The following is a 26,047-nucleotide window of genomic DNA, read 5'->3' on the forward strand; positions in this document are numbered from 1 at the left end:
TCGCTCAATGTGAACCACGAGCAGGAAGGGCACGCCGTTGAGCACACCCTCGGCGGTCCGCACAGCGATCGACCCGCTGGCGGGCACACGCGCTCCCGGCGATCCTGAGCACGACGTTCTCCTCACCGGCACCGTGTTCATGGACATCGTCTTCACCGGACTCGAAGGCGCGCCCGTGCGCGGCAGCGAGAACTGGGCCCGCGGCATGGGCTCCAGCCCGGGCGGCATCGCGAACATGGCCACCGCGCTCGCCCGCCTCGGGCTGCGCACCACGCTCTGCGCGAGCTTCGGCACCGACCTCTACGGCGACTACTGCTGGGAGAGCCTGTCGGAGAGCGAGGGCGTCGACCTCGGCCCGTCGCGGCGGGTGGCCGGCTGGCACTCGCCGGTCACGGTCTCCATGGCGTACGAGGGCGAGCGCACCATGGTGACGCACGAGCACCCCGCGCCGCCCCCCGTCTGCGCCACGCTCCCGCGCGCCCGCTCCGTCGTGGCGTCACTGGAGCCGGGCCGGGACGAGGAGTGGGTACGGCACGCGCACGAGCAGGGCTCGCAGGTCTTCTCCGACGTCGGCTGGGACGAGACCGGCCGCTGGGACCTGGGCGCGCTGACCGGGCTGCGCTACAGCCACGCCTTCCTGCCCAACGCCGCCGAGGCGATGCAGTACACCCGCACCGACTCCCCGGAGCAGGCGGTACGCGCCCTCGCCGAGCTGGTGCCGATCGCCGTGGTGACCAAGGGCCCCGACGGCGCCGTCGCCGTCGACGGGGTCACCGGTGAGACCGCCGACGTCCCCGGGCTGCTCGTGGACGCCCTCGACCCGACCGGCGCCGGCGACGTGTTCGTCGCCGGCTTCATGACCGGAACACTGGCGGGCTGGCCGCTCGCCGACCGGCTCGCCTTCGCCAACCTCACCGCCGCGCTGTCCGTGCAGCACTTCGGCGGCTCGCTGTCCGCGCCCGACTGGACGGAGGTGGCCGCGTGGTGGATCGAGGCCGCCGCCCGTGCCAAGGCAGGCGACGCGGACGCCGCCGAGGTGGCCCGGCGTTACGACTTCCTGGACGGCCTGGTCCCGGCCCTGGTGCGGCAGCGGCCGCGCCGGCGGGCGATTCCGACCATCGGCTTCCGGGACGAGTAGAACGAAGGAGTTCTGATGGGATTGCGCAACAAGGGCGGCGGTAGAAAGCGGACCAAGGCACTCGTGCCCGCCGCGCTCGCCGCGGGACTTGCCGTGATAGCCGCCGGCTGCGTGCCCGGCACCGACGGCTCCGGTGCCGTCGATGGCGGAGGCGCCGGCGGCGCGGGCGGCCTACCGGACCCGGCCAAGGCGGGGAACGTGACGCTGACCGTATGGGACCAGGAGGTCCGCGGCGGCACCAACGCCGAGATCGAGCAGCTCAACAAGGAGTTCCAGGAGAAGTACCCGAACGTCAAGATCAAGCGGGTCTCCCGGAGCTTCGATGACCTCAAGACGACGCTGAAGCTCGCGCTGTCCGGCAACAAGCCGCCCGACATCGTCCAGGCCAACCAGGGCTACCCCGACATGGTCGCCTTCGTGCAGGCCGGGCTGCTCATGCCGCTCGACAACTACGCGGGTCTGTACGACTGGAACACGCGCTATCCCAACACCCTGCTGAACCTCAACCGGGTCTCCGCCGACGGCAAGCAGTTCGGCACCGGCAGGCTCTACGGCGTCTCCCAGACCGGCGAGTTCATCGGCGTCTACTACAACAAGGAGAAGCTGGCCGACGCGGGCATCGAGCCGCCGAAGACCTGGAAGGAGTTCACGGACAGCCTCGCCACCCTCAAGGAGGAGGGCGAACTGCCCATCCAGTTCGGCAACCTCGACCAGTGGCCCGCCATCCACAACTTCGGCGTGCTCCAGGACCAGCACGGCGCCGCCGAGGCGCGCGACACCGTCCTCGGCCGCGGCGACGGCTTCGACAACGCGTACACGAAGGACGCCGCCGCCGAACTCGCCGACTGGATCGACAAGGGCTACCTGCCCAAGGACGCCAACGGCCGCGGCTACGACGACTCCTACAAGCAGTTCGCCGACGGCGACGGCGGGTACCTGATCGCCGGCACCTGGTTGCAGGCCGACCTCAAGAAGCCCATGGGCGACAACCTCGGCGTCATGGCGCCGCCGCCCGCCGGCGAGGGCGGCAACCCGACCACCACCGGCGGCCAGGGCCTCTCGTGGTCCGTCACGTCCAAGTCCGCGCACCCCGACGTCGCCGCCGCCTACCTCGACTTCATCACCAACGAGCACGCCGCCGACGTGATGACCGAGAACGGCGTGCTGCCGGCCGTACCCGGCAAGGCGGCCGACGAAGTCGACCCCGAGAGCCCCGACGGCCAGATGATCGCCGCCTGGAAGCGGCTCAACGCCGACGACGGCCTCGTCCCGTACCTGGACTACTCGACGCCCACGTTCTACGACACCGTCTCCGCCGGACTCCAGGACCTCATCGCCGGCAAGACGTCGCCCGACGGCTTCGCGAAGACGCTGCAGGACGACTACGGGCCGTTCATGGAGAAGCAGCGCGGCGACGGCGCCGGCTCCGAGCCTGCGGGGTCGTGATGAAGTCCCTCACCGCCGGCTACGGCCGCCGCGCGCCGGGCGAACCACGCGCGGTCGGATACCTGTACGTCCTGCCCGCGCTCGTCATCTACGCGCTGTTCCTGCTCGTCCCCTTCGGGCAGTCCGTCTGGCTGTCGTTCCTGCACTGGGACGGCCTCACCGGGGCCACCTCCGCCGGGTTCTCCAATTACTCCGACATATTCACCGACCCGTCCCTGCGCGCCCCCTTCGGGCACGCGCTCGTGCTGCTGATCTTCTACTCGGCGCTCCCGGTCTGTATCGGCCTGCTGCTCGCGGCGGCCATGTCGCGGATACGCATACGGGGCATGACGTTCTTCCGCACCGTGCTGTTCCTGCCGCAGGTGCTGGCGATGGTCGTCGTCGGCGTCGCGTGGCAGTCCATCCTCGCGCCCGACGGGCTCCTCAACGACGTCCTGCGCGCCGTGGGCCTGGACTCCCTGGCCCGGCCCTGGCTCGGCGACTACGACTGGGCACTGCCCGCCGTCGGCATCGTCGGCACCTGGGTCATGACCGGTCTGTGTCTCGTGCTCTTCCTCGCCGGTGCCCAGCGCATCCCCAGGGAGCTGTACGAGGCCGCGCGGCTGGACGGCGCGGGCGCGTTCCGCGAGTTCTTCGCCGTCACGCTGCCGGCGCTGCGCGCCGAGATAGCCGTCGCGCTGACCCTGACGATCGTCGCCGGACTGCGCAACTTCGACCTCATCTACGTCATGACGAGCGGCGGCCCCGGAGAGGCCACCTCCGTACCGGCGTACGAGGTCTACCACCGCGCCTTCGAGCTGAACCAGGTCGGTTCCGCCGCCGCCGTGGGCGTCGCGCTCACCGTGCTGATCTTCACCCTGACCGTCACGGTCTCCCGGCTCGTCGAAGGGCGGCGCTCATGAGCACCAGGATCGAACGCACCTTCACGTACGGGATCCTGTCGATCTTCGCCGTCATCTCCCTGACGCCCGTCATCGGCATCCTGTCGACCGCGTTCGGCGAGAAGGGCTCGCTCAACACCGGATTCTCGCTGCCCGAAGGCGGCCTGAACTGGAGCAACTTCTCCGACGCCTGGAGCCAGGGCAACTTCGGCACCTACCTCGGGAACTCCGTCCTCGTCGCCGTGGCGGTGGTCACCGTCGCCACCGTGCTGTCGATCCTGGCCGCGTACGCCTTCGGCGTGATGCGCTTCCCGGGCTCCAACGTGCTGTTCTACGTCTTCGTCATCGGCCTCACGCTGCCGCAGGAAGCGCTGGTCGTACCGCTCTACTTCGACCTGCGGCACTACGAGATCACCGACACGTACTGGGCGCTCATCCTGCCGCAGACCGCGCAGTCCCTCGCGTTCGGCGTGTTCTGGATGCGGACCTACTTCCGCAACAGCGCACAATCCGTCGTGGAAGCCGCGCGCGTCGACGGCGCGAACAGCTTCACGACGCTGTGGCGGGTCCTCGTCCCCATGGGGCGGCCGGCGATCACCACCATGATCGTCATCACCTTCATGTGGACGTGGAACGAGTTCCTGATGGCGCTGGTCATGATCAGCGAAGAAGGACTGCGCACCGTACCGCTGGGGCTGGCGTTCTTCCAGGGACAGCAGACCTCCGACACCTCGCTGCTCGCCGCGGCGGCCGTGCTGATCGCACTGCCCGTGGTGATCGTCTACATAGCGCTGCAGCGGCGGTTCATCGAGGGAATGCTCACCGGAGCAGTGAAGGAATAAGGGAGTTGGGAGTGGCAGTGCCGAAGCCGTACGACGTGGTGACCATGGGGCGGGTCGGAGTGGACATCTATCCACTCCAGACCGGCGTCGGCCTGGCCGAGGTCAGCACGTTCGGCAAATACCTCGGCGGAAGCGCCACCAACGTCGCCGTCGCCGCCGCCCGCTACGGGCACGGCGCGGCGGTGATCACGAAGACGGGCGCCGACCCCTTCGGCACCTTCATCCGCGACGCACTGCGCGGATACGGGGTCGGCACCGACTTCGTCGGCACCTCACCGGGACTGCCCACACCCGTCACGTTCTGCGAGATCTTCCCGCCGGACGACTTCCCGCTCTACTTCTACCGCTACCCCAAGGCACCCGACCTGGACCTGGCGGTCGACGAGCTGGACATGGACGCCGTACGCGCCGCCCGCGTGTTCTGGATGACCGGCACCGGGCTCAGCGAAGAACCCTCCCGCACCGCGACCCTCGCGGCGCTCGAAGCACGGGGCCGGGCCGCCCACACCGTCTTCGACCTCGACTGGCGGCCCATGTTCTGGCCCGAGGGCGCGGGGGCGTCCGCCGACGGCCCGGCGCGCGGGTTCTACCGGCAGGCGCTGGCCCACGCGACCGTCGCCGTCGGCAACCTGGAGGAGTGCGCGGTCGCGACGGGGGAGCGGGAACCGCGCGCCGCCGCGCGGGCCCTGCTGGCGACGGGGGTGGAACTGGCCGTCGTCAAGCAGGGCCCCCGCGGCGTACTCGCCGTCCACCGCGACGGCGCCGAAGCGGAAGTGCCACCGGTGCCCGTGGACGTCGTCAACGGCCTGGGCGCCGGCGACGCCTTCGGCGGGGCACTCATCCACGGCATGCTCGAAGGCTGGGAACTGGACCGCACCATCGCCTTCGCCAACGCGGCCGGAGCCCACGTGGCGGGCGAACTCGCGTGCTCCGACGCCATGCCCACGGCGGCACAGGTGGAGGCCCGGCTGCGCGCGGCGGAGAGCCAGGCGTGACCCCACCCCCACCTCCCCCACGCACCCGCCCCAGGGTAGATCGCCCCAGTGACAGCACGCGCACGAAGCGTACGCGCCGTACGCGGTCGACCAGTGCGACGATCGAAGTCCGCACCGCAGCCACGACCGCACCCGCCCGCGTACGCGCCCACTCCCCGGAGACCCAGGCATGACCGTTGACAAGACCGGCGACCTCACCGCCACCCGCGTCCACCACCCCGAGGCCATCGCCGCCGCGGCAGCCGCCCGCCGCCCCGCGGCCTCGCCCCTCGGCGACGGCGACCCGGGCCGGGCCATGATCATCGCCGCCGACCACCCGGCCCGCGGCGCCAACGCCGTCGGCGGCGACGCCCACGCCATGGCCGACCGCGGCCTCCTCCTGGAACGGCTCTGCCTCGCCCTGGAACGCCCCGGCGTCACCGGCGTCCTCGCCACCGCCGACATCCTCGAAGACCTCCTCCTCCTCGGCGTCCTCGACGGGAAATCCGTCTTCGGCTCCATGAACCGCGGCGGCCTCGCCGGCTCCGCCTTCGAAATAGACGACCGCTTCACCGGCTACGACGCCGAGGCCATCGCCGCCATGGGCTTCGACGGCGGCAAGATGCTCACCCGCATCGCCCTGGACGACCCCGCCACCGCCGCCACCCTGGAATCCAGCGCACGCGCCGTCGACGCGCTCGCCGACCGCCGGCTGATCGCCATGGTCGAACCCTTCCTCTCCCGCTGGCAGGACGGCCGCGTACGCAACGACCTCACCCCCGACGCCGTCGTCACCTCCGTCTCCATCGCCTCCGGGCTCGGCCGGCGCAGCGCGTACACCTGGCTGAAGCTGCCCGTCGTCCCCGACATGGAACGCGTCGTCGCCGCCACCACCCTGCCCGTCCTCCTCCTCGGCGGCGACGCCGGCGGCGCCGACGGCCAGCGCGCGGTCTTCGACGCCTGGCGCGGCGCCCTGCGGCTGCCCGGCGTGCAGGGACTGGTCGTGGGCCGCTCGCTGCTCTACCCCGCGGACGGCGACGTCGGCGGCGCGGTCGACCGGGCGGTGAGCCTGCTGTGAACGGCGCCGACGGCATGAACGACAAGCTGTACGTACGCGGCGAAGACGCCGCCTCCGGCCCGTACCGCACGGACATCAGCCCCCGGAGCGCCGGCTGGGGCTACTCCGGCCTGCGCGTCCTCGAACTCGCCCCCGGCCAGAGCCACACCCTGGCCACCGGCGACGCCGAACACCTCGTGCTCCCCCTCGCCGGCGGCTGCACCGTCGAAGCCGACGGCCACCGCCTCGACCTCACCGGCCGCCCCGGCGTCTTCGGCGAGCCCACCGACTTCGCCTACGTCCCCCGCGACACCGACGTCCGCATCACCAGCCCCGGCGGCGGCCGCTTCGCGCTGCCCTCCGCGCGCTGCGAGCGCCGCCTGCCCGTACGCTACGGGCCCGCCGCCGACGTCCCCGTCGAACTGCGCGGCGCCGGCACCTGCAGCCGCGAAGTGCACAACTACTGCCTGCCCCAGACCTTCGAAGCCGACCGGCTCCTGGTCTGCGAGGTCCTCACCCCCGGCGGCAACTGGTCCTCCTACCCGCCGCACAAGCACGACGAGGCACGCCCCGGCGAGGAAAGCGAGCTGGAGGAGATCTACTACTTCGAGGTCGCAGAGGGCCCCGACGGCGGCCCCGGCATGGCGTACCAGCGCGTCTACGGCACCGCGGAACGGCCGTTGGACGTGCTCGCCGAAGTCCGCACCGGCGACACCGTGCTCATCCCGCACGGCTGGCACGGTCCCTCCATGGCCGTGCCCGGCTACGACCTGTACTACCTGAACGTCATGGCCGGACCCGGTGCCGAGCGGGCCTGGCTGATCTGCGACGACCCGGCCCACGGCTGGATCCGCAGCACCTGGGACGACCAGGACACCGACCCGAGGCTGCCGTTCGGAGGAGGGACGCGATGAGCGACACGACGAGCGACGTTACGCACACGGAGCACACGGAGACCGTCAGGCTCACCACCGCCCAGGCGCTGGTGCGCTTCCTGGCCAACCAGTACAGCGAACGCGACGGCGCCGAACAGCGGCTCATCCCCGGCATGTGGGGCATCTTCGGCCACGGCAACGTCGCCGGCGTCGGCCAGGCGCTGCTCCAGGCGACCCGTACCGGCGAGGCCGACCTCCCCTACCACCTCGCCCGCAACGAGCAGGCCATGGTCCACTCCGCCACCGCCTACGCCAAGATGGCCCATCGGCTCCAGACCTACGCCTGCACCTCTTCCATCGGCCCCGGCGCCACCAACATGGTCACCGGCGCCGCGCTGGCCACCACCAACCGCCTGCCGGTCCTCCTCCTGCCCGGCGACGTCTTCGCCACCCGCGCCGCCGACCCGGTGCTCCAGCAGCTCGAAGACCCCCGCAACGGCGACGTGTCCGTCAACGACGCGCTCCGCCCCGTCTCCGCCTACTTCGACCGCGTCGAACGCCCCGAGCAGCTCATCCCCGCCGCCCTCGCCGCGATGCGGGTGCTCACCGACCCCGCCGAGACCGGTGCCGTCACCCTCGCGCTGCCGCAGGACGTGCAGGCCGAGGCGTACGACTGGCCCGTGGCGTTCCTGCGCCGCCGCGTCTGGCACGTGCCCCGCCCGGCACCCGAGCCCGCGGCGCTGGCCCGCGCCGTCGCGCTGCTGCGCGGCGCCCGCCGGCCGCTGCTCGTCGCCGGCGGCGGCGCGGTGTACTCCGAGGCGTGGGAGGAACTGCGGGCCTTCGCGCTGCGCACCGGCATCCCCGTCGCCGACACCCACGCCGGCAAGGGCGCCGTGCCCTGGGACCACCCCTGCGCCGTCGGCGCGCTCGGCTCCACCGGCACCGCCGCCGCCAACGCGCTGGCCGCCGAGGCCGACGTGGTCCTCGGCGTCGGCACCCGCTACAGCGACTTCACCACCGCCAGCCGCACCGTCTTCGCCCGCCCCGACGTGGCGTTCGTCAACCTCAACGTCGCCCGCCTCGACGCCGTCAAGCACGCCGCGGAGCCGCTGGTCGCCGACGCCCGCGCGGGCCTCGAAGCGCTCGACGCCGAACTGGCCGACTGGCAGGCCGACGACGCCCACCGGGCGCGCGTACGCGAACTCGCCGACGCCTGGCGCCGCACCACCGACGCCGTCTACCACCCCGAGCGCGGCCACGGCCCGCCGCCCGCGCAGACGGAGATCCTCGGCGCCGTCAACGACCTGGCCGGCGACCGCGACGTCGTCATCAACGCCGCCGGCTCCATGCCCGGCGACCTCCAGGCCCTCTGGCGGGCCCGGGACCCGAAGGCGTACCACGTCGAGTACGCCTACTCCACGATGGGCTACGAGATCGCCGCCGGCCTCGGCGTGAAGCTCGCCGCCCCGGACCGCGAGGTCGTCGTCCTCGTCGGCGACGGCTCGTACCTGATGCTCTCCCAGGAGATCGTCACCGCCGTCGCCGAGGGCCTGAAGCTGATCGTCGTCCTCGTCGACAACGGCGGCTTCGCCTCCATCGGCGCGCTGTCGGAGTCGCTGGGCTCGCAGCGCTTCGGCACGCGCTACGCGGGGCGCAACCCCGACACCGGCGAACTGGACGGCGGGCCGCTGCCGGTGGACCTGGCGGCGAACGCCGCGAGCCTCGGCGCGGACGTGCTGCGGGCGACGACGGTCGCGGAGTTCCGGGACGCCTTCGTCCGGGCCAAGGCGGCGGAACGCACCACGGTGGTGCACGTCGTCACCGATCTGACCGGGCCCAACCCGCCGGGTTCGGCGTGGTGGGACGTGCCGGTCAGCGAGGTCTCGGAGCTGGAATCCACGCGCAAGGCGTACGAGGAGTACCGCGACGGCAAGCGCGCGCAGCGCCCGTACCTCTGACAGCTCAGCAACCCCCGTACGTCCCCGGCAAGTTAAGCGAGACCCTCATGCACACGATCGAGCACTGGATCGCCGGCGGCGCCACCGCCGCCACCTCCACCCGCACCGCCCCCGTCTACGACCCGGCCACCGGCCGCGAGCAGGCCCGCGTCCTGCTCGCCGAGACCGCCGACGTCGACGCCGCCGTGAGCGCCGCCGCCAAGGCGTACGACACCTGGCGCGACAGCTCGCTCTCCCAGCGGATGCGCGTCATGTTCGCCTTCCGCGAGCTGCTGGTCCGGCACGAGGACGAGCTGGCCCGCATCATCTCCGCCGAGCACGGCAAGATCATCTCCGACGCCCGCGGCGAGATCGTCCGCGGCCGGGAGGTCGTCGAGTACGCCTGCGGGATAGCCGACGCCCTCAAGGGCGGCTACTCCGACCAGTACTCGCGCGGCGTCGACGTCCTCTCCTTCCGCGAGCCGCTGGGGGTCTGCGCGGGCATCACCCCGTTCAACTTCCCCGCGATGGTGCCGCTGTGGATGCACCCCATCGCCATCGCCACCGGCAACACCTTCGTGCTCAAGCCCAGCGAGCGCGACCCGTCCGCCTCCCACCTGATCGCCCGGCTCTACGCGGAGGCCGGGCTGCCCGACGGCGTGTTCAACGTCGTCCACGGCGACAAGACCGCCGTCGACGCGATCCTCGACCACCCCGGCATCTCGGCCGTCTCCTTCGTCGGCTCCACGCCCGTCGCCACGTACGTGCACGAGCGCGGCACCGCTGCGGGCAAGCGCGTCCAGGCGCTGGGCGGCGCGAAGAACCACGCCGTCGTCCTGCCGGACGCGGACCTGGAGTACGCCTCCGACCAGCTCGTCGCCGCCGCCTACGGCTCCGCGGGCGAGCGCTGCATGGCGATCTCCGTCGCCGTCGCGGTCGGGGACGCGGCGGAGCCGCTGGTCGAGGTGCTGGAGCGGAAGGCGCGCGCGGTGCGCGTCGGTCCCGGCGACGACCCGGCCAGCGAGATGGGCCCGCTCGTCACCCGCGCCGCGCAGGAGCGCGTCGGCGGCGCCGTCGCCTCGGCGGCGGCGCAGGGCGCCACGGTCGTGGTCGACGGCCGGGACCTGAAGGTCGCCGGGTACGAGGAGGGCTTCTTCACCGGGCCGACGCTGCTGGACCACGTCACCGCGACGATGGACGCCTACCGTACGGAGATCTTCGGCCCGGTGCTCGCGGTGATCCGCGTCGCCACCCTGGACGAGGCGATCGCGCTCATCAACGCCAACCCGTACGGCAACGGCACCGCGCTCTTCACCGGCGACGGCGGCGCGGCCCGGCGCTTCCAGCGCGGGGTGCACGTCGGGATGGTCGGCATCAACGTGCCGGTGCCGGTGCCGATGGCCGCGTACTCCTTCGGCGGCTGGAAGGACTCGCTCATCGGCGACAGCCCCGTGCACGGCCCGGAGGGCGTGCGCTTCTACACCCGCCCGAAGGTCGTCACGACCCGCTGGCCGGCCGGCGGCAACCCGGCGGCCCGCGGCGCGGCGTTCGCGTTCCCGACCGCCAACTGAGCCGCCCCGCAACCCGTCACGAGCTCCCGAGACGTACGAGCCCCACCCACCGAGAGGCCGCACCCTCATGACCGACGCACCCGGCGCCCCGCGCCCCGCCGCGGGACCCGCCGCCGGCAATCTGTGCTTGGGCTCCGCCCCCTGTTCCTGGGGGGTGTGGTTCCCCGAGGAGGAGCACCAGGTCCCGTACACCCGCTTCCTCGACGAGCTGGCCGAGACCGGCTACAAGTGGCTGGAGCTGGGCCCGTACGGCTATCTGCCCACCGACCCGCAGCGCCTCGCCGGCGAACTCGCCGAGCGCGGCCTCCAGGTCTCCGGCGGCACGATCTTCGGCGCCCTGCACCGCCCCGCCGAGTGGGACGAGACGCTGGCCGCGGTCCGCCGCGTCGCCGAGCTGACCGCCGCCGCGGGCGCGCACCACCTGGTGCTCATCCCGCCGCTGTTCCGCGACGAGAAGACCGGCGACTTCACCGAGCCGCCGGAGCTGACGGCCGCGCAGTGGACGGCGCTGGGCAAGGCCGCCGACGTCCTGGGCAAGATCCTCCTGGACGACTACGACGTCCGTCTCGTCGTCCACCCGCACGCCGACAGCCACATCCAGACGCAGCCGGAGATCGAGCGATTCCTGAACGCCACCGACTCCCGGTACGCCAACCTCTGCCTGGACACCGGCCACGTCGCGTACGGCGGCGGCGACAACCTCGACCTCATCCGCCGCTACGCCGAGCGCATCGGCTACGTCCACATCAAGCAGATGGACCCGGTGATCATCGAGCAGGTCCGGGCCGAGAACCTGTCGTTCAGCGAGGCGGTCAGCCGCGGCGTGGCCGTCGAGCCGCCGGCCGGTGTGCCGAACCCGGGGGACATCGTCGAGGCGCTGTCCGGCCTGGACGCGGAGCTGTTCGTGGTCGTGGAGCAGGACCTGTGGCCGTGCGAGCCGGAGGTGCCGCTGCCGATCGCGGTCCGTACCCGCGACTACCTGGCGGGCGTCGGCCTGAGCGGCACGCGCCGCCCGCGCTGAGCCGGCCCGCTGAGAACGAGCGTTGAGGAGCAAGAAGTCATGACCGTACGCATCGGAGTCGTCGGCACCGGCGCCATCGGCCGCGAGCACATCGAGCGCATCAGCCGCGTCATCAGCGGCGCCCGGGTCAGCGCCGTCGCCGACATCGACGCGACGCTGGCCGAGAAGGCCGCGGCGGAGGCGGGCGGTGCCCGGGTCGCCGAGGCCGCCGATATCCCGGGGTCGCTGATCGCCGCCGCCGATGTGGACGCGGTGCTGGTCTCGTCCTGGCACGCCGCCCACGCCGAGCACGTGCTCGCCGCGATCGCCGCGGGCAAGCCGGTGCTCTGCGAGAAGCCGCTGGCCACCACGGCGGAGGACGCGCTGCGGGTGCTGGCCGCGGAGGAGGCGTACGGGCGGCGGCTGGTGCAGGTGGGGTTCATGCGCCGCTACGACCCGGGCTACCGGGAGCTGAAGCGCGTCATCGCCGACGGCGGCATCGGCCGGCCGCTGATGATGCACTGCGCCCACCGCAACCGGTCCGCGCCCGAGCGGTACACGACCGAGATGGCCGCGCAGGACACCGGCGTGCACGAGATCGACGCCGCCCGCTGGCTGCTCGACGACGAGATCGTCTCCGCGCAGGTCATCATGCCGCGTGCCACGGAGCGCCGCTTCCCGCACTTGCAGGATCCGCAGTTCATGCTCTTCGAGACGGCCGGCGGGGTCCGGATCGACCTGGAGGTCTTCGTCAACTGCCAGTACGGGTACGACATCCAGTGCGAGACGGTCGGCGAGACGGGTCTCGTCCGGCTGCCCGATCCGGCGCGCGCCGAGGTGCGGGCGGCGGCGCGGGTGGGCACGGAGATCGACCAGGAGTGGGGCGGCCGCTTCGCCGAGGCGTTCGACGTGGAGGTGCAGGCGTGGGTGGATTCGGTGGCCGCGGGTGCGGCCACGGGCCCGAGCGCCTGGGACGGCTACGCCGCCACGGCGGTCGCGGCGGCGACGGTCGAGGCGCAGCGGACGGGCGCGGTGGTGGACGTGAACCTCGTGGAGCGTCCGGCGTTCTACGCCTGACGGGTGCGTACCGGCCGGCGGGCCGAGGCGCCGGCCGGTCCGTGACCGGCCCGTGTGCCGCTTGATCCGCCGGTCCGATCGCCGGCCCTGCGCTCGCCGGCCGCCCGGTTTTCCGGGCCGGGGCACCGCCCCCGGCCCGCCGTGCTTCCCGCGGCCCGGCCCCCACCGCGGGGGGAGGGGCCGGGCCGCGGGAACCCCGCCTCCCTTCGGCACGTCTCCTTGGGTCAGCAGGTGTGTCCAAAGGGGGGTACGGATGTCACTGGGGGAGCCGCCGCTGCTGAGCCGCCCGCCGTGGGTGGGCGTGGCGACGACGCTGGGGCGGATGGCGTACGCGCTGGGGGCGTTACCGGCGGCGTTGATGGCGCTGATGATCCCGCTGTTCCGCGGCGAGCGGGAGTACTGCGGGCCGCCGGACCACACGGGCCCGTGCGACCGCATCCAGGAGATGGGCGCCGCCTCGGCCGCGGGGCTGGGTCTGGGGGTCCTCACGCTGCTGGTGGCCGGTGCGGTGGCGCAGTCGGTGGGGCGGCGGATGGCGGAGACGGGGCGGGAGCGGCGGGGGGTGGCGCTGGTGCTGGGTGCGCTGGCGGTGCCTGCGGTGACGTACGCGATGCTGGCGTACGCGTACACGACGGCGTGAGGTCCGCTGCGTACGCGAGGGCGTGAGGCCCGTGGGCGACGGTGTGAAGCCCGCCGTCAGGTGTCGTCGCCCGCCAGGACGTCGTCGGCGTCCACGATCCGGTACGCGTACCCCTGCTCGGCGAGGAACCGCTGCCGGTGCGCGGCGAAGTCCTGGTCGACGGTGTCGCGGGCGACGAGCGAGTAGAACCGCGCCTCGTGCCCGTCCTCCTTCGGCCGCAGCACCCGGCCGAGCCGCTGTGCCTCCTCCTGCCGCGAGCCGAACGTGCCCGAGACCTGGATGGCGACCGTGGCCTCCGGCAGGTCGACCGAGAAGTTCGCGACCTTCGACACCACCAGGACGCTTATCTCGCCGTTGCGGAAGGCGTCGAAGAGCTTCTCCCGGCGGGCGTTGGTGGTCTCGCCCTTGATGACGGGTGCGTCCAGGTGCTCGCCCAGCTCGTCGAGCTGGTCGATGTACTGCCCGATGACGAGGGTCTGTTCACCGGTGTGCCGGGCGACCAGCGCCTCGGCGATCCTGCGTTTGGTGTCGGTCGTGGCGCAGAAGCGGTACTTCTCCTCGGTCTCCGCGGTGGCGTACGCGAGCCGCTCGGCGTCCGTGAGGTTCACCCGCACCTCGACGCAGTCCGCGGGCGCGATGTAGCCCTGGGCCTCGATCTCCTTCCACGGGGCGTCGAAGCGCTTGGGCCCGATGAGCGAGAAGACGTCGGATTCACGGCCGTCCTCCCGTACGAGCGTGGCGGTCAGCCCGAGCCGGCGGCGTGCCTGGAGGTCGGCGGTGAACTTGAAGACGGGCGCGGGCAGCAGGTGCACCTCGTCGTAGACGATGAGTCCCCAGTCGCGGGAGTCGAACAGCTCCAGGTGCGGGTAGACGCCTTTGCGGCGCGTCGTCAGCACCTGGTACGTGGCGATGGTGACGGGCCGGATCTCCTTGCGGGCGCCGCTGTACTCGCCGATCTCCTGCTCGGTCAGCGACGTGCGGCGCAACAGCTCGCTCTTCCACTGCCGGGCGGCGACGGTGTTCGTCACGAGGATCAGCGTCGTCGCCTTCGCCTCGGCCATCGCCCCGGCGCCGACGAGCGTCTTGCCCGCCCCGCACGGCAGCACGACGACGCCGGAGCCGCCGTGCCAGAAGCCTTCGACGGCCTGCTTCTGGTAGGGGCGCAGCCCCCAGCCGTCCTCGACCAGGGCGATCGGGTGGGCTTCCCCGTCCACGTATCCGGCGAGGTCCTCGGCGGGCCAGCCGAGCTTCAGCAGTGCCTGCTTGATCTGCCCGCGCTCGGAGGGGTGGACGGCGACGGTGTCGTCGTCGAGCCGGGCGCCGACCAGGGGCTGGATCCGCCTGGACCGCAGGATCTCCTCCAGCACGGGCCGGTCGGTGGTGGACAGCACGAGGCCGTGCGCGGGGTCCTTGGTGAGGGTCAGCCGCCCGTAGCGCGCCATGGTCTCGGCGACGTCCACGAGCAGCGCGTGCGGCACGGGGTAGCGGGAGTACGTGACGAGGGCGTCGACGACCTGCTCGGCGTCGTGCCCGGCGGCGCGTGCGTTCCACAGGCCGAGGGGCGTGACGCGGTAGGTGTGGATGTGCTCGGGGGCGCGCTCCAGCTCGGCGAAGGGCGCGATGGCGCGCCGGCATTCCTCCGCCAGCTCGTGGTCCACTTCGAGCAGGAGCGTCTTGTCCGACTGCACGATCAGGCAGGACATGCGGGCCTCCTCCTCTGCTGCCGATGCTGCCATGCTGCCGCGCCCGGTCCCGGGGATCCGGGGTCCCGGAGGTCCCGGGGAAACGCGGGAAACAGGGAAGTCTACCTCGCGGCGGCGACGGCGTGCGGCGCGCAGGCGGACCTCAGCTCATGGCCTTCCTCACCAGCTCGGTGACCGTCTTCTCGTGGGCGGGCGTCAGGTCCGTGAGGGCGAAGGCGGTCGGCCACATGGTGCCGTCGTCGAGGTGTGCGGCGTCGTTGAAGCCGAGGGTGAGGTAGCGCGCGTCGAACTTCGCCGCGGCCTGCACGAAGCAGACGATCTTTCCGCCCTTGCCGTTCCTGGCGCCGGAGGCGTACGCGGGCATCCCGTACCACAGCCGCGGCGACAGCTCGGGTGCCGCTTCGGTGATGAGGGTGTGCAGCCTTGCGGCGATGGCCCGGTCGGACTCGGGCATCTCGGCGATCTTCTCCAGCAGCTCGGCCACCGGGTCCGCTTTGGCGCCGCCGCGCTTGGCCTTCTTGATCTCCTTCGCGCGGTCCTTCATGGCCGCGATCTCCGCCTCGGTGAAGCCCTCGTAGGACTCGCCGCCCTCGGCCGGTGCCGCCTTCTTCGCCTCCGCCACAGCAGTGCCTTTCCAGGTTCTGACCGGATACGCGTCTCAGCCTACGGAGATCCGCCGGCGACGACTTCTTCAGAACTGACCGCTTCGGCGGCGGCGGGTGTCAGGCGGGGGTGACCGGTTCCTGGAGCTCCGTGACCCAGTCGGCGGGGTTCTCGGGGACTTCGAGGTACAGCTCGCGGGCGTAGCCGGTGGAGCGGTAGCCGTTCTCGTCGATCCAGGCGGCGAGTGCCTGGACGGTCGGCAGGACGGTGTCCATGTCGCCGCGATGGACGACGGTGGCCGCGGTGTCGAGCGGCGGGAGGTCGGTGACCGTGAAGCCGTACGCCGGTGAGGGCCCGACGCCGACCTGGAGGCCCGCGTGGACGGTGACGGTGCCGTCGGGCGCGTCCTCGTACCAGGCGACGCCGGGACCGGTGGCCCTGACGCCGGCGGCGTCGAGGCGGCGGCACAACTCGTCGTAGAGCGGCTGGATCACCGGGCCGATGTCGGCCGGCTCGAAGCTCGCGGCGCTGCCGCTCAGCTCGGCGACCCGGACGGCGGGGACGGACTTCAGGACGACGTCGGTGGCGGACATGCGGCCCTCGCTTTCGATCGTACGGAGCCGCGCCTCCACCCCGGCGAGCCGCCGTACCGCGTCCGCGGCGGCGGTCTCCAGCTCCGCGCGGCGCAGCCGCAGCATGCCGCGCAGCTCCTCGGCGGTCGGCTTCTCGTCCAGTATCGAACCGATGACGCCGAGGCTGAAGCCGAGTTCCCTGAGGGCGACGATGCGGTTGAGGCGGGCGAGCTGGGCGGCGTCGTAGCTGCGGTAGCCGCTGTACGGGTCGACGCGCGCGGGGCGCAGCAGGCCGAGGGCGTCGTAGTGGCGCAGCATGCGGACCGAGACGCGGCCGTGGCGGGCGAACTCTCCGATGGTGAACATGACTGCTCCAGTGGAGGGGCTGACACGGTGTGAGGGTCAAGGGGACCGTGTGCTGCCGGGGCGGCGCCTCAGGAGGGGTCGTCGGCGAGTTCCGCGGCGCCGGTGATGCGGTGGAGGGGGTAGGTGCGTACCTCGTCGGCGGTGTGGTCGTACGCGGTGACGTAGCCGCCCTCGACGCGGACGGGGGCGATGACGCGCTGGCTGGCGGCGCCGTCGGCGTTGACGTAGCCGATCCAGACGGCGGCGTTGCCGAGGACGGCGGCCTGGAGGACGGCGAGGGTCTCGGCGGAGGCGGTGCGGGGGAGGCCGCCGGGGGCCTCGGGGGCGGGCGGGGTGTCCGGGGCCTGCGGGGTGTGCGGTGTGTGCGCGGCCTGGGAGGTGCGGAGGGGTGCGGTGGCGGCGCGGTCTCCGGCCCGTACGGCGCGGACGGCCGCCGCGAGGAGGGTGGCGTCGGGGGCGGGCGGGCCGTCGGGGACGGGCGCCGGCGGCGTACGGGGCGGGGTGCGGTGGGCGGCGGCCCGGGCGACGAGGACGGCGCCGTCGGGCGATTCGGCGGCGGGCGCGTAGCCCATCGCGCGGAGCCGGGCGAGCAGCACGTCGGGCGGGGTGGGGGAGACCAGGACGGTGGGCGCGAGGTGGCGCAGCCGCAGCTCGGCGGCGCGCCGGTCGGCGACGATCTCGGCGAGGAGCGCGTCGTCGTCGCAGCGCAGATACGCGCCGGCGGCGCCGATCCGTAGCCGGCCGTGCTTGCGGGCGACGTCGTCGATGAGGTAGCTGAGCGGCTGCGGCACGGGGGTGCGGGAGTGGGCGGTGAGGAAGTCGTGCAGTTCGGCGGCGGACCGGCCGGCGTCGAGGGCGCGGCGTACGGAGCCCTGGGTGAAGCGGTAGACGGTGGCGCCGCCCTTGGACTCGACTTCGGCGAGGACGCCGAGCACGTCGGCGAGTTCGCGCTTCAGGGGGCCGGGTGCGATGGCGGTGAGGTCGGCCTGCAGCAGCACGTGATCGACGGGCGGGGGAAGGTACGGCGCGAGCGCGGCGGCGGCCCGGAGGGCGGCGGCGCGGGCTTCGGCGGGGGTGGCGGGGTGCTCCGGGGCGGCGGCGGTGCCGAGCCGGGCGGCGAGCGTGGCGCCGGTGGCGGGGGCCGGGGCGTCGGTGCCGGTCGTGGGTGGTGGAGCGGCGTGGTTGTCGGAGGGGCGGCCTACCCTGGGGCGGGTGCGTGGGGAAGGCCGGTCTGCGGCGTCGGCGGCGTCGGCGGCGGTCGCCGCGCCGGAGGCCGGGGCGTTCGCGCCTCCGGCGTCCCGGCCCTGAGCGTCCGGGGCCCGGGTGTCCCGGGCCGTACCGGCCCCTGCCGCCGCCTCGCCGGTGCCCGCCTCCGGCGGGCTCAGCAGCGCGCTGCCGTGGGTGGCCAGGGCGCCGCGGCCCGTGACGCCCAGGAGTTCCGCCTCCTCCAGCGTCCAGCGGGCCAGCCGGGTGCGCAGGTCCTCCTCCTCGCCCTCCGCCGGGGTGCCGCCGCGCGGAGGGCGCTGCCAGCGCAGGCGGGCCACCACCGAGTCCGGCGTCGCCGCCGTGCCCTCCGGCAGCCCCGCCAGCAGCGCCAGCACCGCGCGGCGCACCTCCGGTGCCGCGCCGCGGTCCAGGCCCTCGCCCAGTGCCGACAGCGCCCGGCCCTTGCCGTCCCGGCCGCCGATCAGTCCGGGCGCCCGCGTCGCCGCCAGCCACGCCGCCGCCAGCTCGGCCCACCGCTGCGCCGCCGGCAGCGCGAGCCACTCGTCGTACGCGGGCGTCGGCGCGTACCGTTCGTCCGACTCCCCGTCCGAGGCCAGCAGCCCGGCCCCGTAGGCCAGTTCCACCCAGAACGCCGCCCGCGGCTCCGTGACGTCCAGCGCCGTCGCCGTCCGCTTCAGGTCCCGTACGGCCAGACCGCCCGCCCGCAGCACCGGCGGGCTCGCCGTCGCCCACTGGCCGAGGAGTTCCTCGACCGTCTCCACCGCCACCGCCGCCTGCCCCGCGGCCGTCGCGTCGACCACCCGCATCCCGTACGTCCCGGCCGCCACCGGCTCCGGCGGCACGGCCGCCACGCTGCGGTGCGCCCGCCCGTCGCGCAGGTGCAGCGCCACCTCGCGGGGCAGCAGCACGCTGCCCGGCGCGGTCGGCAGCAGCAGCCCCCGGTCCAGCAGCCACCGCACGTGCGACGGCGGCTGCGCCGACACCGTCCCGTACGGCGGCCCCCACATCAGCCGCCCCAGCACCGTCACGGCCTCCGGCGGCGCCTGGTCCAGCAGGTCCGCCATCCGCTTCGGGTCGCTGAAGAGCGCGGTCAGCGACTCCACGGCGGAGACGGGGTCGTGAGTCGTCGGCAGCCCCGCGTTCGCCAGTACTTGTTGCAGCCGCCCCGGCGACATCGCCATCGCCACTTCCCCGGCGGCCGGCCCCAGGCCGGTCGGCGACCCGGACGCCTGCGGCGTCAGCAGCTCCCGCGCCGTACGCACCAGCCGCAGCCGCCGTTCGTCCCCCCACACCAGCGCCTGCGCCCGCAGCTCCGCGACGGCGCGCGGCAGCGCGGCAACGGTGTCGGGCTCGTCGCCCATCAGCCCGGCCAGCACGTCGTACGGGCAGGGGTCGGGCGCGATCGCGAGCGCCTGGGCGGTCTGCTGCGTGAACCGGTCGAGCCGTTCCAGCGCGCGGACGACGGAGGCGCGGGTGCCGGCGCGGGTGGCGAGCTGGGTGAGGTCACCCGGTACGGGGGTGAGCAGATCGGGCCGAGCGCGGAGCAGCTCGGCCAGCGCGGTGTCCGGTCGGCCGCGGAGTTCCTCGGCGAGGGTCCGGGCGGGGTTGCCGGTCGTCATCCGCTCCACAGTAGTCCCCGCCGGACGGGCCGCACCGGACGGAGCCGGGGTTGGCGGTGCACGGGCGGCCGAACCCGTCCGCGCCGGTGCGGGCTACGTCGGGTCCGCGCCCATCGTGTCCAGGACCGGCGGTGCCGGCTCGATCGGCTTCGGCATCACCGCCGCCTCCGAGTGGCCCCCGCAGCCGTAGGCGAGCGAGACCACGTGGCCGTCCGCCGGGGAGTACTCGTTCGCGCAGACGCCGAAGGCGCGGCGCAGCGAGCCCGCCAGCGGCATGAGGAAGCCGCAGCTCACGCACGACGCCGGCGCGGCCTGCGCCATCGGCGTCTTGGGGCCGTACTCCTCTTCCCAGCGGTCCGCGGCGCTGTGCAGCCCGTAGCGGGAGAGCACCCGGTGGCGGGTCATGCCCAGTTCGTCGGCGAGGGCGCCGATCTCCGCGCGCCGCGGTACGCCGCCGGGCGGCGCCGCCGCGGCGGCCGGAACGGCCTCGGCGGCGGCCTCGCCGACCGCCTCCGCGGCCTCGGCGGGCTCCGTCGGCTCCAGCTCCTCGTCGCCCACCGCGAGGCCCGGCTCCAGGCGCAGGTCCTCGCCCTCCGTGGGCAGCAGGTCGCCGGGGCCCAGGTCGCCGGGGCGCAGCCGCTCGTTCCACGGCACCCACTCCGGCGCCAGCAGCGCGTCCGGGCCGGGCAGCAGCACCGTTTCGTCAAGCGTGACCGTCCGGGCGCGGGACGCACGGGCGACGGTCACCGCCCACCGCCAGCCGCGGTAGCCGGGCAGCCGGCACTCGAAGAGGTGGGTCACCACGCGCGTGTCGTCGGCGGTGACGCCGATGTGCTCGCCGACCTGCTCCGGACCCGCCGCCTCCTCGGCCGCCGCGCGGGCGAGGTCGACGGCATCGGCGCACTGCTGGTCGGGGGTGACGCGGCCGCGGACCGCGGCGCCGCGCGCGGCGGTCGTCTTGGCGGGGCTGTTCGCAGGGCTCATCTGGCTCACAGTCTTTCGGTACGGACGGCCGGGCGGGCGCGGGAGCCGAGGGAGCGGACAGGGGGCCGCGTCAACGCTCGTATCCTCACGACACACTCAGAGGCGCGTCGTTCACCCTACCTGGCGCGGCGCGCGGACCGTACTCCCACCGCCTGCCACGGGCCACCGCCGCGCCCCTGCGCCCCCTGCCTGCCTGCCGTGTGCCCCGTACGGACCACCCGCGGCATCCCGGATGACCGCATGCGCCCCCGCGGGGTTCTCGCCCTACGGTCCCGCATGCGGGCACTATGGCGAGGTGGTCGACGACCGGACGGCTTCCGCGGCCGGCCCGCTGCACCAGGCGGGCCGGGCGGTCGGGCGTGCCGTGCGGCGGCCGGTCGTCGGCGCGGGCCGGCGGATCCGCCGGGCCACCGACGCGCAGGGCGCGGGGGAGTCGGGCCTCGGGCGGCTGATGGAGCTGCACATGGTCAACGCCGCCGGCGACATGATGATCACCATCGCGCTGGCGTCGACGGTGTTCTTCTCCGTCCCGACGGACGAGGCCCGCGGCCGGGTCGCGCTCTACCTGGCCATCACGATGGCGCCGTTCGCCCTGCTCGCCCCCGTCGTCGGCCCGCTGCTGGACCGTATCCCGCACGGCCGCCGCGCCGCGATGGCCGGCACGATGCTGGCGCGGCTGCTGCTGGCGCTGGTGCTGTCGGGGGCGGTGAAGACGGGGGATCTGAGCCTTTATCCGGCGGCGCTCGGGGTGCTGGTGTGCTCCAAGTCGTACGGGGTGGTGCGCTCGGCCGTCGTGCCGCGGCTGCTGCCGCGGCGCATCTCGCTGGTGAAGGCCAACAGCCGGGTGACGCTCGCCGGGCTGCTCGCCACCGGCATCGCCGCGCCGGTCGGCGGGCTGCTGCACTTCGTCGGGCCCGGCTTCCCGCTGTACGGGGCGATGGTCATCTTCGGCTTCGGCGTCTTCCTGGCGTTCCGGATGCCGCCGGCGGTGGACTCCGCGCGGGGCGAGGGCAAGGCGCAGCTGGCGTCGGGCGAGGAGGGCCGGCTGCATACGCCGCCGAAGCCGGGGCTGCGCTCCGTCGGCCCCTCCGTGCTGTACGCGCTGCAGGCCAACTCCTCGCTGCGGGTGCTGTCGGGGCTGATGACGCTGTTCCTGGCGTTCCTGCTGCGCGACAACCCGCCGGGCGGGCTGCGGCCGGAGCTGACGCTCGGGATGGCGGCGGTCGCCGCGGGCACGGGCAACGCGCTGGGCTCGGTCATCGGCTCCTGGTTGCGCTCCCGCGGGCCGGAGAAGCTGATCGCCGTGCTGCTGTCGATGGCCCTGACGACGACGGTGCTGGCGGCGGTCTTCTACTCGCTGCCGCTGCTGATCTGCGTCGCGGCGATGGCGGGGTTCGCGCAGTCGCTGGCGAAGCTGTCGCTGGACGCGCTGATCCAGCGGGACGTACCGGAGTACGTGCGCACGTCGGCGTTCGCGCGCTCCGAGACGGTGATCCAGTTGTCGTGGGTCGTGGGCGGCGCGATCGGCATTCTGCTGCCGCTGAACGGGGTCGGCGGCATGGCCGCGGGCGCGGCCGTCGTCGCCGTCGGGCTGGCGGCGACGGTGCGGGGGCTGCTCACCGCCGCCCGGCACGGCACGCCGCACCCGCGCGTGGCCTGACCGGGGCCGACAGGTAGCCTGCCCGCATGACCACAGCGCCCGCCACCACCGCGTTCTCCCGTGCCCGCGGCCTCCGCAGCCGCCGCGGCGCGGCGGCTCTCGGTGCCGTCGTCCTCTCCGCCTTCGCCCTGTCCGCGTGCGAGAAGCCGACGCCGCTGGCGCAGATCACGGTGGGGGACCGGACGGCGAGCGCGGAGGCGCAGTGCTACAACGACGGCAAGGAGATCTCCAACGAGGAGTTGGAGACCTGCGTCTCGGAGCGCGCGGAGAAGTCGATCACGGTGGACGCCGGCGACCGGGTCAGGATCGGCGTGGAGCCGGACATCGCGGACAGCGGGTGGGTGCTGTTCGTGGACGGCCGGCTGGTGACGCCCCAGCCGAGCAAGCACACGTATGTGACGTACAGCGGGGACCAGTTCTTCAACGCGCAGTCGCAGCCGGGGGAGCCGCCGGTGCAGAGCGACAAGGCCAAGGTCGGGATCGTGGAGATCGACGACAAGGGCACGTACAAGGGCGCGTGGAGCTTCGACCTGAAGCGGAAGCAGTCCTGACGGCCAGGCGGCGCTGATGCCCGGCGGCGGTGCGGCGACGCCCGGCGGCGGGCGGGTTCTGTCGGCGGGTCGGCCTACCCTTGGGCGGGTGCGTGGGGGAGGTGTCATGCGGGGCGCGGAGGCTGTGCGCGGAGCGGGCCCGGGGCCCGGGGCGCGGGTGCTGGTGATCGTCGCCGTGGCCGCCGAGGCCGAGGCCGTCGAGCGGGCCGGGCGGGGTGACGACGTCGTGGTCGGCGGCGTGGGACCCGCGGCCGCCGCCGCGGGGGCCGCCACCGCGCTGGCTGCGGCGCCCGTTCCGTACGACCTCGTCATCGCCGCCGGGATCGGCGGCGGCTTCGCGGGCGTGGCGCCCGTGGGCGGGCTGGTGGTGGCGGACGAGATCGTGGCCGCGGACCTCGGGGCGCAGACGCCGGACGGGTTCGTGCCCGTCACGGAGCTGGGTTTCGGCGTCGTCGCGCACCGCCCGCCGCCGGAGGTGGCGCGGGCCGCGGCGGAGGCGACCGGCGCGGTGCTGGGTACCGTGCTGACCGTGTCCACCGTCACCGGCTCCGCCGAGCGCACCGCCGAACTGCTGCGCCGCCATCCGCGCGCCGCGGCCGAGGCGATGGAGGGCTTCGGCGTCGCCGAGGCCGCCGCCCGGCACGGCGTCCCGGTCCTGGAGATCCGCGCGGTGTCCAACGCCGTGGGGCCCCGCGACCGCGCCGCCTGGCGCATCCCGGACGCGCTGAAGGCCCTGACGGCCGCCTTCGCGGCCCTGCCCGGCCTCGCCGCGGGCGCCGGCGCGGACACCGACCCCGCCCCACCCGACGGACAGGAGCCGTGATGACCTCGCCGAGCACCCCGGGCGACCACGCGCTGCGGATCGCCTACTCCCCCTGCCCCAACGACACCTTCGTCTTCCACGCCTGGGCCCACGGCCTGGTCCCCGGCGCCCCGCCGCTCGACGTCACCTTCGCCGACATCCACCTCACCAACGGCATGGCGGAACGCGGCGAGCTGGACGTGCTCAAGGTCTCCTACGCCGTCCTCCCCTACGTCCTCGACCGCTACGCCCTCCTGCCCTGCGGCGGTGCCCTCGGCCGGGCCTGCGGGCCGCTGGTGCTGACCGCCGGGGCACTGCGCCCCGCCGATCTCGCCGGGCGCACCGTCGCCGTGCCCAGCGAGCGGTCGACGGCCTACCTGCTCTTCCGGCTCTGGGCCGCGGCCGAAGTGCCGGGCGGCGTCGGCGAGGTCGTCGTCATGCCGTTCCACGAGATCATGCCCGCCGTCCGTGACGGCAAGGTCGACGCGGGGCTCGTGATTCACGAGGCCCGCTTCACCTATCAGGGTTACGGCCTCCAGTGCCTGGCAGACATGGGCGAGCACTGGGAGGCCACCACCGGCCTGCCCATCCCCCTCGGGGCCATCGTCGCCCGCCGCGCCCTCGGCGCCGGGACGCTGCACGCGCTCGCCGCCGCGGCCCGCGCCTCGGTGCGGATGGCATGGGAGGACCCCCAGGCGTCGCGGGCGTACGTCATGGAGCACGCGCAGGAGATGGACCCCGCGGTGGCGGACCAGCACATCGGCCTGTACGTCAACGAGTTCACCGCCGACCTCGGCGAGGACGGCTACGCGGCCGTGCGCGGCCTGCTCACCCGGGCGGCGGCGGAGGGACTCGTGCCGCCCGTGGCCCCGGACGCGCTGGCCTTCCCGTAGCAGCCGCTACGGGTCCGGTGCCGACGCGTCCGTCCCTCGCCCGCCCCCTCAGACGTCCAACTGATCGGCGACGGCCCGGAGCATCCCGGCGATCTTGCGGCCGTGCACCTTGTCCGGGTACCTGCCGCGTTCGAGCTGCTGCGTCACGTTCTCCAGCAGCGTGGTCAGATCCTGCACGATCGACGCCAGCTCGTCCGGCTTGCGCCGCTGCGCGGCCGCGACCGACGGGGTGGGGTCCAGCAGCGTCACGGACAGCGCCTGGTCGCCGCGCTGCCCGGCCACCACGCCGAACTCGACGCGCTGACCCGGCCGGAGCGTCTCCACCCCGTCCGGCAGCACCGACGAGTGCACGAAGACGTCACCGCCGTCATCGCGGGAGAGGAAGCCGAAGCCCTTCTCGCTGTTGAACCACTTGACTTTGCCGGTAGGCACGTGTCGTCGCCCTGTCTTCGTTTTCGTACTCGCTGCCGTGAAAGAGCAGGAGAGCGGGTCCAGTGACCCGCCACCTCAAGGCTAATGGTCCCCCGCGTGGTGACAAGATGTCGCCGGGTGCTTCCTCAGCGCATCACACCGCCGCCGGGCGCGCCGCCTACCCTGGTGGTGTGAACACCGGAACCTCCAGCCCCGGGGATCTGCTCGTACGCGCCGGGGCGATCGTTTTCCTCGTCGGCGCACTCGGCACGCTGGTCACTCTCGTCCCGTTCTTCATCGGGGCGGACCCGCTGCCGACGGCCGCGTATCTCGTGTCGATGCTGATGGGCGTCGGCTTCGGGCTGGCGCTGGCCGGACTCTTCCGCTCGGCGGCGGCGTCCCGGCGCGAGGCCCGGCAGGCGGCGTCGTAGCGCAGAGCCGCACAGCCGCGGGCGGTACGGCCGCAGAGCCGCAGAGCCGTGGACTCGCAGCCGCGGGAGGCGCTGGGGCGCGGAGCCCGTGGCGTACGGGCCCCTCAGCCGCCCGCCGTCCCCGCCCGGTGCTCCGCCAGCCACCCCGGGAAAGCCAGCAGATCCGGCAGTACGACATCCGCCCCCGCCGCCCGCAGCTCCGCCGCCGGGCACGGCCCCGTGGCCACCGCCACCGACAGCACCCGCGCCGCCCGCGCCCCCGCGACGTCCCCGATGTGGTCGCCGACGTACGCCGACGCCCCGTACTCCGTCAGCGCCTGCGCCTTCGCGTCCGCCCACAGCCCGCCGACCACCGCGTCCGGGGCCAGGCCCAGGTGGTCGATGTGCAGCTTCGCCAGCGGCCGGCTCTTGGCGGTGACCACCAGCGCCCGGCCGCCCGCCGCCTGCACCGCCGCGATCGCCGCCGCCGCGCCGGGCAGGGCGGCGGTGGGGACGATGCCGTGGTCGGGGTAGAGGGCGCGGTAGCGGTCGCCGAGGGCGGCCACCCGGTCCGCGGGGAACCAGTTCGCCAGTTCGCTCTCCACCGGCGGGCCGAGGCGGGAGGTCACGAGGTCGGTGTCGACGTACACGCCGGTCTCCGCGACGATCGCCTCGTACACCGCCTTGATCCCCGGCCGGGAGTCGATGAGGGTCATGTCCAGGTCGAAGCCGACCGTGAAAGACGGCGGCGGGAAGGGAGTACGCACCCCTCGATTCTGCCTGCCGCGGATTCCGGTCAGGACAGGAG

General features: G+C 73.8%; 24 protein-coding genes. 17 read left to right on the plus strand and 7 right to left on the minus strand.

The window, feature by feature from the left end; all coding sequences use genetic code 11:
- The first annotated feature begins 37 nt into the window (after positions 1-37).
- From ABGA99_RS31110 to ABGA99_RS31165, 12 genes are all read left to right on the plus strand, one after another.
- Entirely contained in the window at positions 38-1,138 is a 1,101-nt protein-coding gene (locus tag ABGA99_RS31110; RefSeq protein ID WP_347583934.1) for a PfkB family carbohydrate kinase, read from the plus strand.
- A gap of 63 nt (positions 1,139-1,201) precedes the next feature.
- Positions 1,202-2,584, plus strand: a complete 1,383-nt coding sequence (locus ABGA99_RS31115) for an extracellular solute-binding protein (RefSeq protein WP_347575325.1) — start codon at positions 1,202-1,204, stop codon at positions 2,582-2,584.
- Complete coding sequence (locus ABGA99_RS31120; RefSeq protein ID WP_347583935.1) at positions 2,584-3,486, plus strand: sugar ABC transporter permease; 903 nt, start codon at positions 2,584-2,586, stop codon at positions 3,484-3,486. Before ABGA99_RS31115 ends, ABGA99_RS31120 begins: the two co-directional genes overlap by 1 nt.
- Complete coding sequence (locus ABGA99_RS31125; RefSeq protein ID WP_347575154.1) at positions 3,483-4,307, plus strand: carbohydrate ABC transporter permease; 825 nt, start codon at positions 3,483-3,485, stop codon at positions 4,305-4,307. The genes ABGA99_RS31120 and ABGA99_RS31125 overlap by 4 nt, the downstream gene beginning before the upstream one ends.
- A gap of 17 nt (positions 4,308-4,324) precedes the next feature.
- Positions 4,325-5,302, plus strand: coding sequence for a 5-dehydro-2-deoxygluconokinase (iolC, locus tag ABGA99_RS31130; RefSeq protein WP_347583961.1), 978 nt, complete (start codon positions 4,325-4,327; stop codon positions 5,300-5,302).
- Between the two features lie 169 nt (positions 5,303-5,471).
- On the plus strand, positions 5,472-6,359 hold the full coding sequence (locus ABGA99_RS31135; protein ID WP_347575153.1) for an aldolase: 888 nt from the start codon (positions 5,472-5,474) through the stop codon (positions 6,357-6,359).
- A 14-nt stretch (positions 6,360-6,373) separates the two neighbouring features.
- Complete coding sequence (gene iolB / locus ABGA99_RS31140) at positions 6,374-7,252, plus strand: 5-deoxy-glucuronate isomerase (protein WP_347575323.1); 879 nt, start codon at positions 6,374-6,376, stop codon at positions 7,250-7,252.
- Positions 7,249-9,171, plus strand: coding sequence for a 3D-(3,5/4)-trihydroxycyclohexane-1,2-dione acylhydrolase (decyclizing) (iolD, locus tag ABGA99_RS31145; protein ID WP_347575152.1), 1,923 nt, complete (start codon positions 7,249-7,251; stop codon positions 9,169-9,171). The genes iolB and iolD overlap by 4 nt, the downstream gene beginning before the upstream one ends.
- Before the next feature lie 47 nt (positions 9,172-9,218).
- Positions 9,219-10,721 carry a CoA-acylating methylmalonate-semialdehyde dehydrogenase gene (locus ABGA99_RS31150; protein ID WP_347583936.1) on the plus strand — a complete coding sequence of 501 codons (1,503 nt, stop codon included), beginning with the start codon at positions 9,219-9,221 and terminating at the stop codon, positions 10,719-10,721.
- Between the two features lie 67 nt (positions 10,722-10,788).
- Positions 10,789-11,742, plus strand: a complete 954-nt coding sequence (locus tag ABGA99_RS31155; RefSeq protein WP_347583937.1) for a TIM barrel protein — start codon at positions 10,789-10,791, stop codon at positions 11,740-11,742.
- A gap of 39 nt (positions 11,743-11,781) precedes the next feature.
- Complete coding sequence (locus tag ABGA99_RS31160; RefSeq protein WP_347583938.1) at positions 11,782-12,798, plus strand: Gfo/Idh/MocA family oxidoreductase; 1,017 nt, start codon at positions 11,782-11,784, stop codon at positions 12,796-12,798.
- Between the two features lie 253 nt (positions 12,799-13,051).
- A complete protein-coding gene (locus ABGA99_RS31165; protein ID WP_347575148.1) occupies positions 13,052-13,438 on the plus strand; it encodes a hypothetical protein in 387 nt (128 codons plus the stop codon).
- A 56-nt stretch (positions 13,439-13,494) separates the two neighbouring features.
- Here ABGA99_RS31165 and ABGA99_RS31170 read toward each other — a convergent pair whose 3' ends face one another.
- The 5 genes from ABGA99_RS31170 to ABGA99_RS31190 form a co-directional block, all read right to left on the minus strand.
- Positions 13,495-15,141 (minus strand): DNA repair helicase XPB, encoded by a 1,647-nt coding sequence (locus tag ABGA99_RS31170; RefSeq protein ID WP_347575147.1) that lies wholly within the window; start codon positions 15,139-15,141, stop codon positions 13,495-13,497.
- 142 nt (positions 15,142-15,283) lie between these two features.
- A complete protein-coding gene (locus ABGA99_RS31175; protein WP_347575146.1) occupies positions 15,284-15,763 on the minus strand; it encodes a DUF1801 domain-containing protein in 480 nt (159 codons plus the stop codon).
- Between the two features lie 100 nt (positions 15,764-15,863).
- Positions 15,864-16,682 (minus strand): MerR family transcriptional regulator, encoded by an 819-nt coding sequence (locus ABGA99_RS31180; RefSeq protein ID WP_347575145.1) that lies wholly within the window; start codon positions 16,680-16,682, stop codon positions 15,864-15,866.
- 68 nt (positions 16,683-16,750) lie between these two features.
- Positions 16,751-19,528, minus strand: a complete 2,778-nt coding sequence (locus ABGA99_RS31185; RefSeq protein WP_347583939.1) for a helicase C-terminal domain-containing protein — start codon at positions 19,526-19,528, stop codon at positions 16,751-16,753.
- 93 nt (positions 19,529-19,621) lie between these two features.
- Positions 19,622-20,512, minus strand: coding sequence for a DUF3027 domain-containing protein (locus ABGA99_RS31190; protein WP_347583940.1), 891 nt, complete (start codon positions 20,510-20,512; stop codon positions 19,622-19,624).
- 295 nt (positions 20,513-20,807) lie between these two features.
- On the opposite strand from ABGA99_RS31190, the gene ABGA99_RS31195 reads away from it, so the two are divergent.
- The 4 genes from ABGA99_RS31195 to ABGA99_RS31210 all read left to right on the plus strand — a co-directional run bounded on the left by ABGA99_RS31195 (position 20,808) and on the right by ABGA99_RS31210 (position 24,418).
- Positions 20,808-22,172, plus strand: coding sequence for an MFS transporter (locus ABGA99_RS31195; RefSeq protein WP_347583941.1), 1,365 nt, complete (start codon positions 20,808-20,810; stop codon positions 22,170-22,172).
- Between the two features lie 26 nt (positions 22,173-22,198).
- The gene (locus ABGA99_RS31200; protein WP_347575142.1) at positions 22,199-22,723 is read left to right on the plus strand and encodes a hypothetical protein; all 525 of its coding nucleotides are present in this window, start codon (positions 22,199-22,201) and stop codon (positions 22,721-22,723) included.
- Between the two features lie 106 nt (positions 22,724-22,829).
- Positions 22,830-23,546 (plus strand): futalosine hydrolase, encoded by a 717-nt coding sequence (locus ABGA99_RS31205; protein ID WP_347583942.1) that lies wholly within the window; start codon positions 22,830-22,832, stop codon positions 23,544-23,546.
- Positions 23,546-24,418, plus strand: a complete 873-nt coding sequence (locus ABGA99_RS31210) for a 1,4-dihydroxy-6-naphthoate synthase (RefSeq protein ID WP_347583943.1) — start codon at positions 23,546-23,548, stop codon at positions 24,416-24,418. The genes ABGA99_RS31205 and ABGA99_RS31210 overlap by 1 nt, the downstream gene beginning before the upstream one ends.
- 48 nt (positions 24,419-24,466) lie before the next feature.
- Here ABGA99_RS31210 and ABGA99_RS31215 read toward each other — a convergent pair whose 3' ends face one another.
- Positions 24,467-24,850 carry a cold-shock protein gene (locus tag ABGA99_RS31215; RefSeq protein ID WP_347575139.1) on the minus strand — a complete coding sequence of 128 codons (384 nt, stop codon included), beginning with the start codon at positions 24,848-24,850 and terminating at the stop codon, positions 24,467-24,469.
- 170 nt (positions 24,851-25,020) lie between these two features.
- Between ABGA99_RS31215 and ABGA99_RS31220 the strand changes: the two genes are divergently transcribed.
- A complete protein-coding gene (locus ABGA99_RS31220; RefSeq protein ID WP_347575138.1) occupies positions 25,021-25,260 on the plus strand; it encodes a hypothetical protein in 240 nt (79 codons plus the stop codon).
- A 104-nt stretch (positions 25,261-25,364) separates the two neighbouring features.
- Here the strand turns inward: ABGA99_RS31220 and ABGA99_RS31225 are convergent, their stop codons facing one another.
- Positions 25,365-26,006, minus strand: a complete 642-nt coding sequence (locus tag ABGA99_RS31225; protein ID WP_347575137.1) for a haloacid dehalogenase-like hydrolase — start codon at positions 26,004-26,006, stop codon at positions 25,365-25,367.
- Positions 26,007-26,047: the final 41 nt, after the last annotated feature.

It is taken from the genome of Streptomyces sp. B5E4 (assembly GCF_039871555.1).
Classification (GTDB): Bacteria; Actinomycetota; Actinomycetes; order Streptomycetales; family Streptomycetaceae; genus Streptomyces.